The following is a 13,934-nucleotide window of genomic DNA, read 5'->3' as shown; positions in this document are numbered from 1 at the left end:
CCGTGAGGGCGTGCTGGGGTCAACTTCCATCATCCACTCTTCCGAATTGATCCAATACCGCGTTGATGGTGTTGATCTGCCGGGAGAGGCGGAATACGTCCAGCCTGCGAAGACAGCGGTCCAGCAGCCGCGTCTTCCCCCCGACGGCCATGCCGGCGACTCCGTGGGTGATGTCAGCCACATGGGCGCCGCCGCAGGCGTGCAGCTCACCCGGCACGACCGTCGCCGCTCCCCGGTAGTGAGCAGGAATGACCGGCGCGCACCCGGACAGGACGGCCTCGAAGACCCGCTGGGTGAACTGTCCGCTGGTGACGTACCGGTCCGGGGCCAGGAGGACCGTCGCATGGGACTGGTGATGAAGGGCCAGCCCTTCCTGGAAGGAGATGCGGCCGGTGAAGCGGACGTGCGGCCAGCGGCCGGTGTCGGTCCACTTCCCCGCGACCTCGTGCTCCAGGCTGTGGGCGGCCGGGGCGAAGAACGCATCGAATGCCGCGTCCCGCCCGTACTGGTTTCCCACGTACACCAGCGGCAGCCTCCGGTCCCCGTCGGCCAGGGCCTTGGGGTCAGCCATGTCCAGTACCTGGTCGGCTACGGGGAACAGCAGGCTCCTGGCCCCGTGCCGGGGATAGAGCGCCGGTTCACATACGGTGACGTGGCTCGCGGCCCGGATCGGGTCGGCGGGAGCCAGGCGCTGGTCCTTGTCCCACAGCAGTGCCGGGACGCCCAGGCGGTGAACGTAATGATCAACGAGCTGCTGCTGGCGGTGGAGATCGCAGGTGTGCCCGGCCGCCTGGCAAGGGGTGTCGTTCCGGCCCCGGACGGGCCAGCGCCATTCGAGGAACAGGGCGTCCACCTCGGGCAGCCCCTCGTCCCACACGTATGGGCCCACGACCGGTGTGCGGGCCTCCGTGGTGTCCCGGTCAGCCTGGAGGAACACGATGTCGTGACCGGTAGCGACGAGGCCGTCCACCAGGGTCTTGCGGTGGCTCCTCCCGCCGTCCGGGGTGTCGGTGACGCCGTCGCCGAGGAACCCCCAGTGGCTGTATCCGATCCTCATTCCTCGGTCACCCACCAGTCCTCCAGCAGGAGGGCGTCGATGCCGGACTCCGCGAGACAGTCCAGCGCGTGGTCGGGGGTGCCGCAGATCGGCTTGCCCTTGATGTTCAAGCTGGTGTTGATCAGCACGGGGGTGCCGGTGATCTCGCAGAACTCCCGCAGAACGGCGTCCATGAACGGGTTCCGGTCCGGGGCGAGGGTCTGGACGCGGGCCAGCCCGTTCGCGTGGACGATCGCGGGGATCGTGGCCCGTGCCAGCTCGGTGACGCCGCTGGCGAACGACATGTAGGGGGCTCCCTGGCCGAGGGTGAAGTAATCGGCCGTCTTGTCAGCGAGGACCACCGGGGCGAAGGGCCTGAACGGCTCGCGGAACTTCACCCGGGCGTTCAGCCGCTCCACCACCTCCGGGATCAGCGGGGAGGCGAGGATCGACCGGTTCCCCAGCGCCCTCGGTCCGGCCTCCAGCGCGCCCCGGAAGACGCCCACGATCTTCCCCTCAGCGAGCTGCACGGCCAGGAAACGGGCCGCGTCCGCCGGGCGGTGCGCGGTCATCCCGGGCCGGGGCACGGCGAGGTCGATGCCGTCGAACGAGGGTCCCAGGTAGCACTCGTCGCGAATCCCGGCCACCGTGGCCGCCGATCGCGTCTGGTGGACGCTGAGGGCCGCGCCCACGGCGGTGCCGGCGTCGCCGGGCGAGGGCGGTACGAACACCTCGTCGTATCCGGCCTCCTCCACGATCCGCCCGAGGCTGAGGCAGTTCAGGGCCACGCCGCCGCCGACACACAGCGTCCGTTCCCCCGTCCGGTACCGGGCCTGACGCGCCAGGTGGACCATGACCTGCTCGGTTCGCTCTTGCAGGGCTGCGGCCACATCCGCGTGGACCTGCTCCAGCTCCTGACCCGGGGCGCGGGGCGGGCAGGTCGCGGAGACGAACCCGGGGGACAGCCTCGGATAGCGGCTGGAGATCACCCGGAGCGGGAACCAGGCCGGGTCCAGCGCGAACGCGTCCGAGGTGAGGGGGATCGCCTGGGCGAACAGGTCCCGGTAGCGGCCCGGATCGCCGAGCGCCGCAAGGGCCATCACGGTGCCTTCCTCGTCACCGCGGCGCCATCCCAGATGCTCGGTGACGGCCCCGTACGCGTAGCCGAGGGATGCCGGGTCCGCCAGCGACCAGCGGGAGTGGAGGTCGATGGCCGACCCGGTGCGGCGAGCCGCGCAGAAGGAGGTGGTGGTGGTCTCGCCGAGGCTGTCCACGACCAGGACGGCAGCTGTGTCGAAGCCGGAAGCGGCGAATGCGTATAGGCCGTGGGCGCGGTGATGCTCCACCCCGTGCAGGGCGGCGTTGGGGAAGTGCTGGCCGAACTGGCGCAGCCGCGCGGAGGCCCGGCGGGTGACCGTGAGGAAGCTGCGGGCCCGGGGCATGGCCCGCCCAGCAGTCCCCGGCCGCAAGTGCCGCAGCGGCATTGCCCCCTTGAGGTAGAGACGGGGGGCGAAGTTGTACGCCACATCCGTCACGTCCTGCGGGCGGAGCCCGGCCGCCTCCAGCAACCAGTCGACCGACCTCGCCGGGTACGCCTTGGTGTGCTTGACGCCGTTCAGGCGTTCCTCTTCGACCAGGCCGACCAGGGCACCGTCCGCGAGGAGCGCGGCGGCCGAGTCATGCGTTCCCGAACACAGGCCGAGCACCACCGGGCCCCTCACGCCGCCACCCCCGCCAGCTTCGAATACCAGTTATCCAGTCCTTCGGTGAGGACCCCGCCCCGCCCGGCGACCATGCCCCGCGCGTCGGCCCGGTCACCGCCCTTCCACACCCGGTAGCTGTGCATCACCCGCCCGAACTCCTCCCACGCCCCGACCGGCACGGCACCGACGGCGACGCCGGCCAGCATCGGATCGAAGTCCTCCCACCGAACCGCGAGCGGGCCCATGGCCCGGCTCGGGGCCGGATCGGCAGGCAGCCTCCGGGCTTCGGGAACGTTGTCCTCGTACAGATGCAGGGAGTCCACGTGGTGGTGGTAGTGGCCCAGCTCGACGCCGATCCAGTGCGCCATCTGCTCGTGGAGGATCGTGGCGGTGAACAGGTCGTAGCAGAACCCCAGCCATAGATCCTGGCTCCGCATCGTGGTGTGCATCTCCAGGCGGCCCTCCCGGAGGTAGAACCGGTAGCCGAGGGTGCAGGGAACGTCACTGTGGTTCGGGATGTCCCGGTCCGGGTCGTACAACTGGATCAGGGCCCTGCGGGAGTCGGGGTCGGCCAGCAGCGTGCGCCGCACGTGGTCGAGCTGGTCGTGGCCCGGCCGCCAGGCCCGCATCCGGGGCCCGTACGCACCCCGCAGACGGCCGTCGTCCGCGTACTGGGCCATGCGCTGGTTGTAGGTGTAGATCCACGGATCGTCGGAGCCGGACAGAATCCACACCGTCTCGGCGGCTGCGAAAGCCGCATTGAGAATCCGGACCGGCGGCAGACTGACCAGCCGACGCTGCGGGTCGGTCAGCGTCAGGTGCGCGCCGATGACCTCGGTGGTGGCCATGCCACGCGGCTTGACCACCTTGCCCTCGGCCAGCACGGCGGCGCAGGCGGCGGTGAACAGCTCGTTCGCGGAACCGGCACTCACGTGGATCACGCGGTCCTCCCCGAGATCACCGCGTCCACGGTCGCGCGGGTCCACGCCCACTGCCGGTCGATGCCCTCGGCCAGGCCGATGCCGGGCCGGTAGCCGAGCACCGATTCGGCCAGCGCCGGGTCGGCCTCAGTGGACTCCGGGTCACCGGAACGCGCCGGAACCCGCTTGACCGGTACCGGGCTCCCGGTCACCTCCCGCACCGTGTCCAGGAGGTCCCGCATCGACACCGTCACCGGCCCCGCCACGTTGACCGCGCACCCGGTCGTCTCCGTCTGCGCCGCCCGCATCAGCGCGTCGACCACATCGGCGACGTAGGTGAAGTTCCGGCGCTGGCTGCCGTCCCCGTACAGCCGCATCGGCTGACCGGACCGGACCGCATCGAGCATCCGGGAGATCGCCATGTCCTCACGCTGCCTCGGCCCGTACACGGTGAAGAACCGCAGCGCCACCGTCCGGGTCACCGCGTCGGGGCGGGCCGCGTACGCCAGGGCGAGCTGTTCGCCTGCCAGCTTCGACACCCCGTACGGCGACAGCGGCACAACCGGCCCGTCCTCACGCGACGGCCCACCGGCCGACCCGCCGTACACGCTGGACGACGATGCCACCACCAGACGCGGAACGCGGGCCAGCTCGCACTCCTCGATCACCCGATGCGTCGCGGCGACGTTGTCGTGGACGTACGACATGAACGCCTTCCCCCACGAACCGCGCACACCAGTGGACGCCGCCAGGTGGAACACCGCATCCACGCCGCTCACCATGTCCCGCAGACGCGGATCGGTCAGGTCCATGTGCTCGAACACAAACTCCGTCGACTGCATGGCGCGGGCGAGGTTCCGTCCGGCCACCGCGTCCCTGGCCGGGGACCTCCGGTCCACGCCGCGTACTCGCCATCCCTGGGCAAGGAGTCCGTCCACCAGGTGGGAGCCGACGAAACCCCCGGCTCCGGTCACCAGCGCTGTGCTTCCATGCTCGTTGCGGTTCAAGCCTGTCCTCCAAGGGACGGTGCAAGCACTTCCTCCCGCGCATCACGCAGAAGGGCGGTACAGATCCCGGCCTGAGCCGGATGGTGAAACCTGGTCCCGGCCCGCGCCTCAAACGGATCACGCGGGCCAGGATCGAATGGATGACGGCGCCGCCGTCCAGCCGAGTCCGGATAATCACCGGGCTCCGCCCTGCTGCTGGGCGTGGGCGGCATACCGCAGGAGGAAGTCCACGGACTTGGCGAGCAGCCGCAAGTTCGCGACCGGGTCACCGCCCTGGTCCTGGGGGTGTCAGCGCGTCGGCGTACTCCTGCGCGGGGTCGGCCAGCAGCGTGATGTAGCCGCGCAGCCGAACGCGAAGGTCGCTGGCCGCAGGTCCGGTCGCAGTCGCGAGAGCGGCAAGAGTCATGGCCGTGGAGGAGTCATGGCGCATGTCGCTGCTGGTCGGTGCCTGGTCCACGACGCTCACTGCCCGGTCTTCTCTCGGTCTTCGACGCGGCGCAGGTGTTCCAGGGGCACCAGCTCCGGCTCGTCGCCGCCGACCTGGAGCCACACATGGGAGACGGGGCCCCTCTCGCGGCCGGAGCCGATCCGTGTGACCATCCCGGTCGCGCCGGTCCGCTCGTCGCGAGCGTCTATCCCCACCCTCAGCCAGGGGAGTCCGGGGACGGGCCCGGGGGCGGTCACTGTTCGGCCTCCTCGGCCGTAGCCGTGTCCGGCTCGTCCTCGCCGGGCAGCGGGCCCGTGCGGGCCAGGAAGGCGTTCCAGCCGCGGGAGGCGCGGGCGGTGAGCCGTTCGGACGGCTCACCGGGGCGCCTGGCCTCGTTGAAGGTTCGGGTGGACAGCGGCGCTCTTTCCTGCTGGCTGCTGGTCATCGCGGTCTCCGGGGGGTGACTGTGGTGAGTGGCCGCTGCCGGGCCCGTCGCGGGTCGGCGGACCCGGGCAGCGGCAGTACGGGGGGCGCGGCCACCAGGGGGGAATGGGAACCAGGGCTGGTGGCTGCGGCCGTGCCCTTAGTTCACTGCCGGGCGAGCGGCCATACGAGGACACCGAGCGGCCATTCAGCGGCCATTCGCCGGCCGCGCCGGACACGGACCGACGTGATTCCCGCCACCACATCCCCGCCGTAACCGTTACCGCCTACGGTGAGTCAGGAATCGGAATCAGGGGGCAGTCGGATGAGGACTCCGGCCAATCAGGTGCTGTTCGCCGCCCGTATCGGGCAGGGCTGGTTCTCTCAGGAGGCAGCAGCCCAGGGCGTCAGCGCCGCAGGCCAGCAGGCATTACGGGACTCGGGATACGAGGTAAGCGTCCGGACGTACCGGCGCTGGGAGTCAACGAATCCGGGATGGCCGCGCCCGGATCAGGCCACGGCTTTGCGTGCCGCCTTCGGGCGCGGGCCGGAGTATCTGGGATTCGCCACGGAGTCCGCAACCGCGTTTGACAGCCTGCCCAATCCGGCCGTCATGATCCCGCCTGTGAAACGCCGCGAAGCCCTGAGCGCAGGGGCCGCCGTCATCGGCCTGCCCTGGCTCAGCCCCTCACCAGCCCGCTCCGCCACCTCTGAACTCCGCGTCGGACGAGACGAGATCGAACTCCTCCACGCGACTGCCGCAGACCTTGATGCCATCGACCAGCAGTTCGGCGGCGACCGTCTGTGGCGAACCGCCAAGATGCACCTGTCCTGGGTGCACCACGTGATAGACCACGGCGTCTATAACGATGACATCGGCCAGGAACTTCACGGCATTGCCGGCCAGCTCACCACGAGCCTGGGCTGGTTCTGCTACGACGCCGAACAGCAGACCGAGGCCCGCGTCTACTTCTCCGAGGCCCTGAACACCGCGATGATCTCGGGCGACGAGCCGCTGGCCACCAGGACCCTGTCCAACATGGCCCGCCAGTCCGTCGACCTCGACAAGCCCCGTGAGGCTATCCGCTTCGTCCGCACCGCAGAGCGGCACGCTGCCCTTTGGGACGCCCCGCCGCGCGTCACCGCGCTCCTGGCCATCCGCCTCGCGCAGGGATACGCCCGGCTCGGCGACGAGATGAACACTTCCCACGCCATCAAACGAGCCTGGCGGGCCTCCGACCAAGGCGTGAGCGACCGCGACCCCGAATGGACCGGCTTCCTCAACGAAGCCGAACTCGTCTGCCTGGAAGGGATGTGCCGGTCCGACCTCAGCCAGCACAAGCGGGCCGTACGACTCCTCGAACGCTCCTCAGACCTCCAGGACATCGAGCACTCCCGCAACCGGGGCATGTGCCTGGCCCGGCTCGCCCACGCCGCCGTCCAGGACCACGACCTCGACCGCACCGCGGACGCCGCGAAGGAATCCCTGCGCCTCATCGAAGGCGGGCAGTCCTCCACCCGCACCCGCCGCCAGCTCGCCCTCGTCCGCGACAGCCTCACCCCGCACCAGGCCAGCCCACAGGCCCGCGACACCATCGACATGCTGACCAACCGAATCGCCTGACCACCACAACGCCGGAAGGACCCATGACGAAAACAACCCAAGCCCTCACCGTCACCCGCCACACCCCCGACCAGGCCCGGCAGATCACCGACGAACTGACCGCCCTCTACGCCGAGGTGTACGGCGTCCCCCCGTACGCAGGCGACCCGTTCTTCTCCGTCGCCACGTTCACCGACCGCCTCCAGGCCGCCTTCGACATGACCGGCTTCGAGGTCGTCACAGCCCACCTCGCCGACGGCATCCTCGCCGGATACGTCCACGGCGTCACCCTCACCCCGGACCGCGCCTGGTGGGTCTCGATCGCCGACGAGCTCCCCGCCGATGCGAAGGAAGCGGCCAAGGCCGGTGAGACGTTCTGGCTGCGGGAGCTGATGGTCCTGCCCAAGCTCACCAACCAGGGCATCGGCCGCGCACTCCACGACGAGATGATCACCGGCCGCGCCGAACCGTGGACCACCCTGACGTGCATCATCGACAACGAGCCCGCCCGCTCCGCCTACCCGCGCTGGGGCTACGAGGTCGTCGGCCGGATCAAGCACGCCCCCGAATCCCCGGTCTACGACGCGATGGTCCTCCGCCCGCAGGACTAACCTCTCCAGGACCCGGCCCCGGGCGCACACCCCCGAGCGCGCCCGGGGCCGCAGCACGTCTACCCAATCGAACGATGGTGCACGCCGGCCCCGCCGCCCGCGTGAGCGTTCGGCTTGCCCGGCTGCCGAGATGTGGCCGAGTTGCAGAAGCGCGGCCACGTCGAGCCGACAGCCAAGCTGAGCTCCATCGGCGGCTCCATCTCAAGCCCGCGCTGGAGAAATATGAGTGCCATGGCGGCGACCACGGGTCCTCGCGGTACAGGCGGCGCTGCCGGCCTGGTACCGGGAGCTGGTGGACGCCAGAGTCGGAATCGGGCCTTGTGTACGTACACGCATATGGTGCCCCGCGATGCGAATGTGGTGCGCAGGGCGATCGGGTATCACTACAGCGACGACGACATGACGCTGACCCAGCCCCGAGCGCGGACGAGCCGTCTCGCACTCCGTGAGGAGTGCGAGACGGCTCGTCATGATCGGGCGTATTTGTCGCTGCCGCTCGTGTAGCGCTCGTCCAGCACCTCCGCTGGGCGAGAAACCACAGGTCAGCAAGGCCTCCGGCTAAAGGTCGAAGTACAGCTCGAACTCGTGCGGGTGCGGACGCAGCGCGATCGGGGCGATCTCGTGCGTGCGCTTGTAGTCGATCCAGGTCTCGATGAGGTCGGGGGTGAAGACACCGCCGGCCAGGAGGTACTCGTGGTCCGCCTCCAGGGCCTTGAGGACGTCCTCGAGGCTGGTCGGGACCTGCGGGACGCTCGCGTGCTCGTCGGGCGAGAGCTCGTAGAGGTCCTTGTCGATCGGCTCCATCGGCTCGATCTTGTTCTTGATGCCGTCGAGGCCCGCGAGGAGCAGCGCCGAGAAGGCGAGGTACGGGTTCGAGGACGGGTCCGGCGCGCGGAACTCGACGCGCTTGGCCTTCGGGTTCGAGCCCGTGATCGGGATGCGCATGGCGGCGGAGCGGTTGCGCTGCGAGTACACCATGTTGACCGGCGCCTCGAAGCCCGGCACCAGGCGGTGGTAGGAGTTCACCGTCGGGTTGGTGAACGCCAGCAGCGACGGGGCGTGCTTGAGGATGCCGCCGATGTAGTAGCGGGCGGTGTCCGACAGGCCCGCGTAGCCGGCCTCGTCGTAGAACAGCGGGTCGCCGTTCGCCCACAGCGACTGGTGCACGTGCATGCCCGAGCCGTTGTCACCGAAGATCGGCTTCGGCATGAAGGTCGCGGTCTTGCCGTTGCGCCAGGCGACGTTCTTCACGACGTACTTGAAGAGCATCAGGTCGTCGGCCGCGGCCAGCAGCGTGTTGAACTTGTAGTTGATCTCGGCCTGGCCGCCGGTGCCGACCTCGTGGTGCTGGCGCTCGACCTGGAGGCCCTGGGCGTCCAGCTCGAGGGAGATCTCGGCGCGCAGGTCGGCGAAGTGGTCGACCGGGGCGACGGGGAAGTAACCACCCTTGTAGCGGACCTTGTAGCCGCGGTTGTTCTCCTCGGAGCCCGTATTCCAGGCGCCGGCCTCGGAGTCGATGTGGTAGAAGCCCTCGTTCGCGGAGGTCGCGAAGCGCACGCTGTCGAACACGTAGAACTCGGCCTCGGGGCCGAAGAACGCGGTGTCGGCGATGCCGGTGGAGGCGAGGTACGCCTCGGCCTTCTTCGCGATGTTGCGCGGGTCGCGGCTGTAGGCCTCACCCGTGATCGGGTCGTGGATGAAGAAGTTGATGTTGAGCGTCTTGTCCTTGCGGAACGGGTCCAGGCGCGCGGTGGTGATGTCGGCACGCAGCGCCATGTCGGACTCGTGGATCGCCTGGAAGCCGCGGATGGAGGAGCCGTCGAAGGCGAGCTCCTCCGCCGGGTCGAATGCCCGAGCCGGGATGGTGAAGTGCTGCATCACACCAGGCAGGTCGCAGAAGCGGACGTCGACGAACTTGACGTCGTTCTCCTCGATGTACTGCTTCACTTCGTCGGCGTTCTGGAACATCCAACTCCTCCTACTCCCGGTCCCCGGGGGAGGGACGGGCTTTATAGCTCGTGGTGCGTCAGTGCGGTGCCGCACGCTGACCCGACCATAAGCAGACGGGATTTCTCAAGCATGACCCATTTGTTTCGCACAAGTTAACCAGGGTCCCGTCCGAAGGTCGCGAGACGCCACCGGTACCGTGGTCGGGTGGACAACAGGCAAGCACTCGGATCCTGGCTCTCCGGCCCCCGCGCGGCCGCCGAGGACATGGGCATCGACTTCGGCTACCCGGGCCGGCGGCTCGGTATGCCCCAGCAGGGGCGCGGCTCGATGGCCCGGTTCGGGCGGCGCCTGGGCGCCATCGCCCTCGACTGGATCAGCTGCGAGGTGATTGCCTACGGCCTGATCACGGGCGGTGGCGACATGAACGCGCTGGCCGACTGGACCTACGTCCTCTTCCTGGCCCTGACCCTCCTGACGGTCGGCACCGTGGGCTTTACCCCCGGCAAGCGGATCGTGGGCCTCCGGGTGCTCTCGGAGGACGGCAGCCGCCTCGGCATCGGCCGCGTGCTGCTGCGCACGCTCCTGCTGGCCCTGCTCATCCCCGCCCTGGTCCGGGACCGGGACGGCCGCGGGCTCCACGACCGGCTGGCACGCGCCGTCCAGGTCCGCATCTAGGCACGGAAGTACGACGCGCAGTACGACGCAGGGGCGCCCCCCGAACCGCTCGGTTCGGGGGCGCCCCTGCGTCGTATACGAAAATCAGGTGAGCGGGTCAGCGCATCTTTCCGCCGCGCGGCATCCGCATGCTTTTGGGCATCGGGCCCTTTGGCAGCGGCATGTTGCTCATGAGATCACCCATGGCACGCAGCTTGTCGTTGACCTCGGTGATCTGCGGGCCGGCCAGCACGCGCGGCAGCTTGAGCAGGGTGGTGCGCACCTTCTTGAGCGGCACCTCGCCCTCGCCCGTACCCACGATGAAGTCGTGCACCGGCACGTCCGGCATGATCCGGGCCAGCTTCTTCTTCTCGTTCCCGAGCAGGGGCTTCACGCGGTTCGGGTTGCCCTCGGCGATCAGCACGACGCCGGCCTTGCCCACGGCACGGTGGACGATGTCCTGCTGCCGGGTCATCGCGACGGCCGGGGTGGTCGTCCAGCCCCGTCCCACGTTGTCCAGTACGGCCGCGGCCGCGCCCGGCTGTCCCTCCATCTGCCCGAAGGCAGCCCGCTCGGCCCGTCGTCCGAAGACGATCGCCATCGCGAGGAACGCCACCAGGAAGCCCAGGATGCCCAGGTAGAACTGGTGGCCGATCAGGAAGCCGATCGCAAGAAAGACACCGAAGGTGACGATTCCCACGCCCGCGACGATCAGACCGACCTTCGGGTCGGCCTTGCGCGTCATCTTGTAGGTCAGGGCGATCTGCTTCAGTCGCCCGGGGTTCGCAGCAGTCTCTGCGTTTGACTTCCTCGCCATAGGGCGAAGTTTACGTGGCCTGCGGGGTCCGGGTCGCCGCGGCCTCAAGTACGTGTTCGGTTTCGACCCGGTCCTTGGCCCGGCGGCGGTCCTCGAGCACCGCCGTCCAGGCGTTGCGGCGGGCCCCGCTCATGAGCAGCGACTCGATGCCCCGGAAGGCGTCGGACAGGGACGGAATGGCGATGGCGCGTACGGGCGCGGCCTGCATGGTGTCGACCCTTTCACGGAACTCACGTCGGCGGTGCGGTTGCGGTGCGTGGATCCAGCGTCACTGATTGGTGTTACCAGCGCATGGCCGGGCGGTCAAACGTGATGAAACATATACGCGGCCCACCGGGCTCTCCTGGAAAGAGCCTAGGGGCCGCGCCGATGCGGTGTTACCCGTTGGTAGTACTTTGTGCGTGAGTTCACACAGTCCGTGTGGTAGCGCGCGTCACACGGAGGTGCCGGTCGCGCCGCGCCAGACGGTCGCGCGCTTCCCCGGACCCCCGACCTACGCTCCAGCTCGGCTGCGCTTCTCCATCGCCTGCTGGTAGAGGCGGCCGGCGCGGTACGAGGAGCGGACCAGCGGACCGGACATCACACCGGAGAAGCCGATGTCCTCGGCCTCCTTCGCCAGCTCCACGAACTCGGCCGGCTTCACCCAGCGCTCGACGGGGTGGTGCCGCGGCGAGGGGCGCAGGTACTGGGTGATGGTGATGAGCTCGCAGCCGGCCTCGTGCAGGTCCTTCAGGGCCTGCGAGACCTCCTCGCGCTCCTCCCCCATGCCGAGGATCAGGTTCGACTTGGTGACCAGGCCGTAGGCGCGCGCCTTGGTGATCACTTCGAGGGAGCGCTCGTAGCGGAAGCCGGGGCGGATCCGCTTGAAGATCCGCGGGACCGTCTCGACGTTGTGCGCGAAGACCTCGGGGCGGGAGGCGAAGACCTCCTCCAGCAGCTCCGGCACCGCGTTGAAGTCGGGCGCCAGCAGCTCGACCTTGGTGTGGCCGCTCTCGCGGCCCGCCGTCTGCTGGTGGATCTGGCGCACGGTCTCCGCGTACAGCCAGGCGCCGCCGTCGGCCAGGTCGTCGCGCGCGACACCGGTGATGGTGGCGTAGTTCAGGTCCATGGTCACCACGGACTCGCCGACACGGCGCGGCTCGTCCCGGTCCAGGGCCTCGGGCTTGCCCGTGTCGATCTGGCAGAAGTCACAGCGCCGGGTGCACTGGTCGCCACCGATGAGGAAGGTGGCCTCGCGGTCCTCCCAGCATTCGTAGATGTTCGGACAACCGGCTTCCTGGCAGACCGTGTGCAGTCCTTCGCCCTTCACCAGGGCCTGCATCTTGGTGTACTCGGGACCCATCTTCGCCCGGGTCTTGATCCACTCGGGCTTGCGCTCGATGGGGGTCTGGCTGTTCCGGACCTCCAGGCGCAGCATCTTGCGTCCGTCGGGTGCGACTGCGGACACGACCGGCTCCCTGTGACTTTGATTCTTCGGCGCCCACCAGGGTACGCCCGTAATTTCATACGTTCTTACGTCGGCCAACCTGCGGGGGACCGGAGGCATTCCCCGCCCGCTAGGCGCCCGCCACCTGCTCCGTCTCCCGCTCGATCTCGCGGGGCCGCAGCTCCGCGTGTTCCAGTACGTCCTTCAGGTGCCGTTCGATGACGGGCATCACCTCGGCGATGGTGACCTCGCGGCCCAGCTCGTACGAGAGCGAGGTCACACCGGCGTCCCGGATCCCGCAGGGGATGATCCGGTCGAACCAGGTGCTGTCCGGGTTCACGTTGATCGCGAAGCCGTGCATGGTGACGCCCTTGGCCACGCGGATGCCGATCGCGGCCAGCTTGCGGTCCTCGCGGCGCTGGCCGGCGTTGGACGGGGCGTACTCGGGGCCGTTCAGCCGGGCGTCGAACTCGTCGTCGTGCATCCGGGGGTCGAAGTCGAGGGAGAGGCCGCCGATCTTCGGGCGCTCCTCGACGGGGTCGCCCAGCACCCACACCCCGGAGCGGCCCTCGACGCGGGTGGTCTCCACGCCGAACTCGGCGGCCGTGCGGATCAGAGCGTCCTCCAGGCGGCGGACGTGGGCGACCACGTCCACCGGGCGTGGCAGCTTCATGATCGGGTAGCCGACCAGCTGGCCCGGGCCGTGCCAGGTGATCTTGCCGCCGCGGTCCACGTCGACGACGGGCGTGCCGTCGAGCGGGCGCTCGCTCGGGTCGGTGCGCCGGCCGGCCGTGTAGACGGGCTGGTGCTCCAGCAGCAGGCAGGTGTCCTCGATCTCGTCCGCGAAGCGGGCGGCGTGCACCCGGCGCTGCTCTTCCCAGGCCTCGGTGTACTCGACGAATTCCGGCCCGAAGCCCAGATGCACAAACCGGAGCTCAGTCACCGCAGCGCCTCCTCGTTGAACCTGCCGTGTGCACGTATCGCACTCAGCAAGGGTACGGCGGCCCCTCCCGGGGTCCCCCCGGGGGCTCGGGCGCGGGCTGGGGCGGGGGCCAGGGGAGCTGCTTCGGCCGGCGCCGGCCCTTCGGCGGCCGGTCCGGGTCCTCATCCTCGCGCGGCAGCCGCCGGTGGCCCTCCGAGTGGTCGTTGACCCAGCCGCACACCCCGCAGGCGTACCGACCGTCGAGCCCCGCGATGTAGGTGCCGCACCGCCGGCACTCGGCCTCCGTCAGTTCGGGCGGGGGCAGCGGAGCGGTGGATTCGGGCCGCTCCTCGGGGAGGTGCGGCCCGTGGGGCCGGCGCGTCATGTGCGGCAGGTTACGCCGACGGAGGGGGTCAATCCGTAAAGGGTCCTGCC

The 13,934-nt window shown here is 69.5% G+C and carries 16 protein-coding genes; 3 read left to right on the top strand and 13 right to left on the bottom strand.

What is annotated here, in order from left to right:
* Window positions 1-19 precede the first annotated feature (19 nt).
* From J7E94_RS08875 to J7E94_RS08845, 7 genes are all read right to left on the bottom strand, one after another.
* Window positions 20-1,057 (bottom strand): hypothetical protein, encoded by a 1,038-nt coding sequence (locus J7E94_RS08875; protein WP_215013853.1) that lies wholly within the window; start codon window positions 1,055-1,057, stop codon window positions 20-22.
* Entirely contained in the window at window positions 1,054-2,757 is a 1,704-nt protein-coding gene (locus J7E94_RS08870) for a carbamoyltransferase C-terminal domain-containing protein (protein ID WP_308344744.1), read from the bottom strand. The genes J7E94_RS08875 and J7E94_RS08870 overlap by 4 nt, the downstream gene beginning before the upstream one ends.
* A complete protein-coding gene (locus tag J7E94_RS08865; RefSeq protein ID WP_215013851.1) occupies window positions 2,754-3,680 on the bottom strand; it encodes a thymidylate synthase in 927 nt (308 codons plus the stop codon). Before J7E94_RS08865 ends, J7E94_RS08870 begins: the two co-directional genes overlap by 4 nt.
* Complete coding sequence (locus J7E94_RS08860; RefSeq protein WP_215013849.1) at window positions 3,677-4,666, bottom strand: NAD(P)-dependent oxidoreductase; 990 nt, start codon at window positions 4,664-4,666, stop codon at window positions 3,677-3,679. Before J7E94_RS08860 ends, J7E94_RS08865 begins: the two co-directional genes overlap by 4 nt.
* Window positions 4,667-4,931: 265 nt before the next feature.
* Window positions 4,932-5,132, bottom strand: coding sequence for a hypothetical protein (locus tag J7E94_RS08855; RefSeq protein WP_215013847.1), 201 nt, complete (start codon window positions 5,130-5,132; stop codon window positions 4,932-4,934).
* Complete coding sequence (locus tag J7E94_RS08850) at window positions 5,129-5,350, bottom strand: hypothetical protein (RefSeq protein WP_215013845.1); 222 nt, start codon at window positions 5,348-5,350, stop codon at window positions 5,129-5,131. The genes J7E94_RS08855 and J7E94_RS08850 overlap by 4 nt, the downstream gene beginning before the upstream one ends.
* Complete coding sequence (locus J7E94_RS08845) at window positions 5,347-5,538, bottom strand: hypothetical protein (RefSeq protein ID WP_215013843.1); 192 nt, start codon at window positions 5,536-5,538, stop codon at window positions 5,347-5,349. The genes J7E94_RS08850 and J7E94_RS08845 overlap by 4 nt, the downstream gene beginning before the upstream one ends.
* 603 nt (window positions 5,539-6,141) lie before the next feature.
* On the opposite strand from J7E94_RS08845, the gene J7E94_RS08840 reads away from it, so the two are divergent.
* Together J7E94_RS08840 and J7E94_RS08835 are read left to right on the top strand one after the other, a co-directional pair.
* The gene (locus tag J7E94_RS08840) at window positions 6,142-7,140 is read left to right on the top strand and encodes a hypothetical protein (protein ID WP_215013841.1); all 999 of its coding nucleotides are present in this window, start codon (window positions 6,142-6,144) and stop codon (window positions 7,138-7,140) included.
* Between the two features lie 23 nt (window positions 7,141-7,163).
* Complete coding sequence (locus J7E94_RS08835; protein ID WP_215013839.1) at window positions 7,164-7,730, top strand: GNAT family N-acetyltransferase; 567 nt, start codon at window positions 7,164-7,166, stop codon at window positions 7,728-7,730.
* Window positions 7,731-8,288: 558 nt separating this feature from the next.
* Here J7E94_RS08835 and glnA read toward each other — a convergent pair.
* Entirely contained in the window at window positions 8,289-9,698 is a 1,410-nt protein-coding gene (gene glnA, locus J7E94_RS08830) for a type I glutamate--ammonia ligase (RefSeq protein ID WP_030707538.1), read from the bottom strand.
* Between the two features lie 186 nt (window positions 9,699-9,884).
* Here glnA and J7E94_RS08825 point away from each other — a divergent pair, with 186 nt between their 5' ends.
* Window positions 9,885-10,355 carry an RDD family protein gene (locus tag J7E94_RS08825; RefSeq protein ID WP_215013837.1) on the top strand — a complete coding sequence of 157 codons (471 nt, stop codon included), beginning with the start codon at window positions 9,885-9,887 and terminating at the stop codon, window positions 10,353-10,355.
* A gap of 97 nt (window positions 10,356-10,452) precedes the next feature.
* Here the strand turns inward: J7E94_RS08825 and J7E94_RS08820 are convergent, their stop codons facing one another.
* The 5 genes from J7E94_RS08820 to J7E94_RS08800 all read right to left on the bottom strand — a co-directional run bounded on the left by J7E94_RS08820 (window position 10,453) and on the right by J7E94_RS08800 (window position 13,884).
* Window positions 10,453-11,151, bottom strand: coding sequence for a DUF4191 domain-containing protein (locus tag J7E94_RS08820; protein ID WP_215013835.1), 699 nt, complete (start codon window positions 11,149-11,151; stop codon window positions 10,453-10,455).
* 10 nt (window positions 11,152-11,161) lie between these two features.
* Window positions 11,162-11,359 (bottom strand): hypothetical protein, encoded by a 198-nt coding sequence (locus J7E94_RS08815; RefSeq protein WP_215013833.1) that lies wholly within the window; start codon window positions 11,357-11,359, stop codon window positions 11,162-11,164.
* A gap of 285 nt (window positions 11,360-11,644) precedes the next feature.
* The gene (gene lipA, locus J7E94_RS08810) at window positions 11,645-12,598 is read right to left on the bottom strand and encodes a lipoyl synthase (RefSeq protein ID WP_215013831.1); all 954 of its coding nucleotides are present in this window, start codon (window positions 12,596-12,598) and stop codon (window positions 11,645-11,647) included.
* Between the two features lie 109 nt (window positions 12,599-12,707).
* Entirely contained in the window at window positions 12,708-13,520 is an 813-nt protein-coding gene (lipB, locus tag J7E94_RS08805) for a lipoyl(octanoyl) transferase LipB (RefSeq protein ID WP_215013829.1), read from the bottom strand.
* A gap of 43 nt (window positions 13,521-13,563) precedes the next feature.
* Window positions 13,564-13,884 (bottom strand): hypothetical protein, encoded by a 321-nt coding sequence (locus J7E94_RS08800; RefSeq protein ID WP_251056363.1) that lies wholly within the window; start codon window positions 13,882-13,884, stop codon window positions 13,564-13,566.
* Between the last annotated feature and the right edge of the window lie 50 nt (window positions 13,885-13,934).

Source organism: Streptomyces sp. ISL-94 (assembly GCF_018614075.1).
In the GTDB taxonomy this organism is placed as follows: domain Bacteria; phylum Actinomycetota; class Actinomycetes; order Streptomycetales; family Streptomycetaceae; genus Streptomyces.
This window is presented reverse-complemented; position numbering and strand designations above follow the sequence as displayed.

Excerpts from the sequence above, each read along its gene's own strand:
- J7E94_RS08845 (WP_215013843.1), bottom strand. The coding sequence starts at position 5,538 with ATGACCAGCAGCCAGCAGGAAAGAGCGCCGCTGTCCACCCGAACCTTC.
- glnA (WP_030707538.1), bottom strand. The coding sequence starts at position 9,698 with ATGTTCCAGAACGCCGACGAAGTGAAGCAGTACATCGAGGAGAACGAC.
- J7E94_RS08835 (WP_215013839.1), top strand. The coding sequence starts at position 7,164 with ATGACGAAAACAACCCAAGCCCTCACCGTCACCCGCCACACCCCCGAC.
- J7E94_RS08875 (WP_215013853.1), bottom strand. The coding sequence starts at position 1,057 with ATGAGGATCGGATACAGCCACTGGGGGTTCCTCGGCGACGGCGTCACC.
- J7E94_RS08815 (WP_215013833.1), bottom strand. The coding sequence starts at position 11,359 with ATGCAGGCCGCGCCCGTACGCGCCATCGCCATTCCGTCCCTGTCCGAC.
- J7E94_RS08800 (WP_251056363.1), bottom strand. The coding sequence starts at position 13,884 with ATGACGCGCCGGCCCCACGGGCCGCACCTCCCCGAGGAGCGGCCCGAA.
- J7E94_RS08820 (WP_215013835.1), bottom strand. The coding sequence starts at position 11,151 with ATGGCGAGGAAGTCAAACGCAGAGACTGCTGCGAACCCCGGGCGACTG.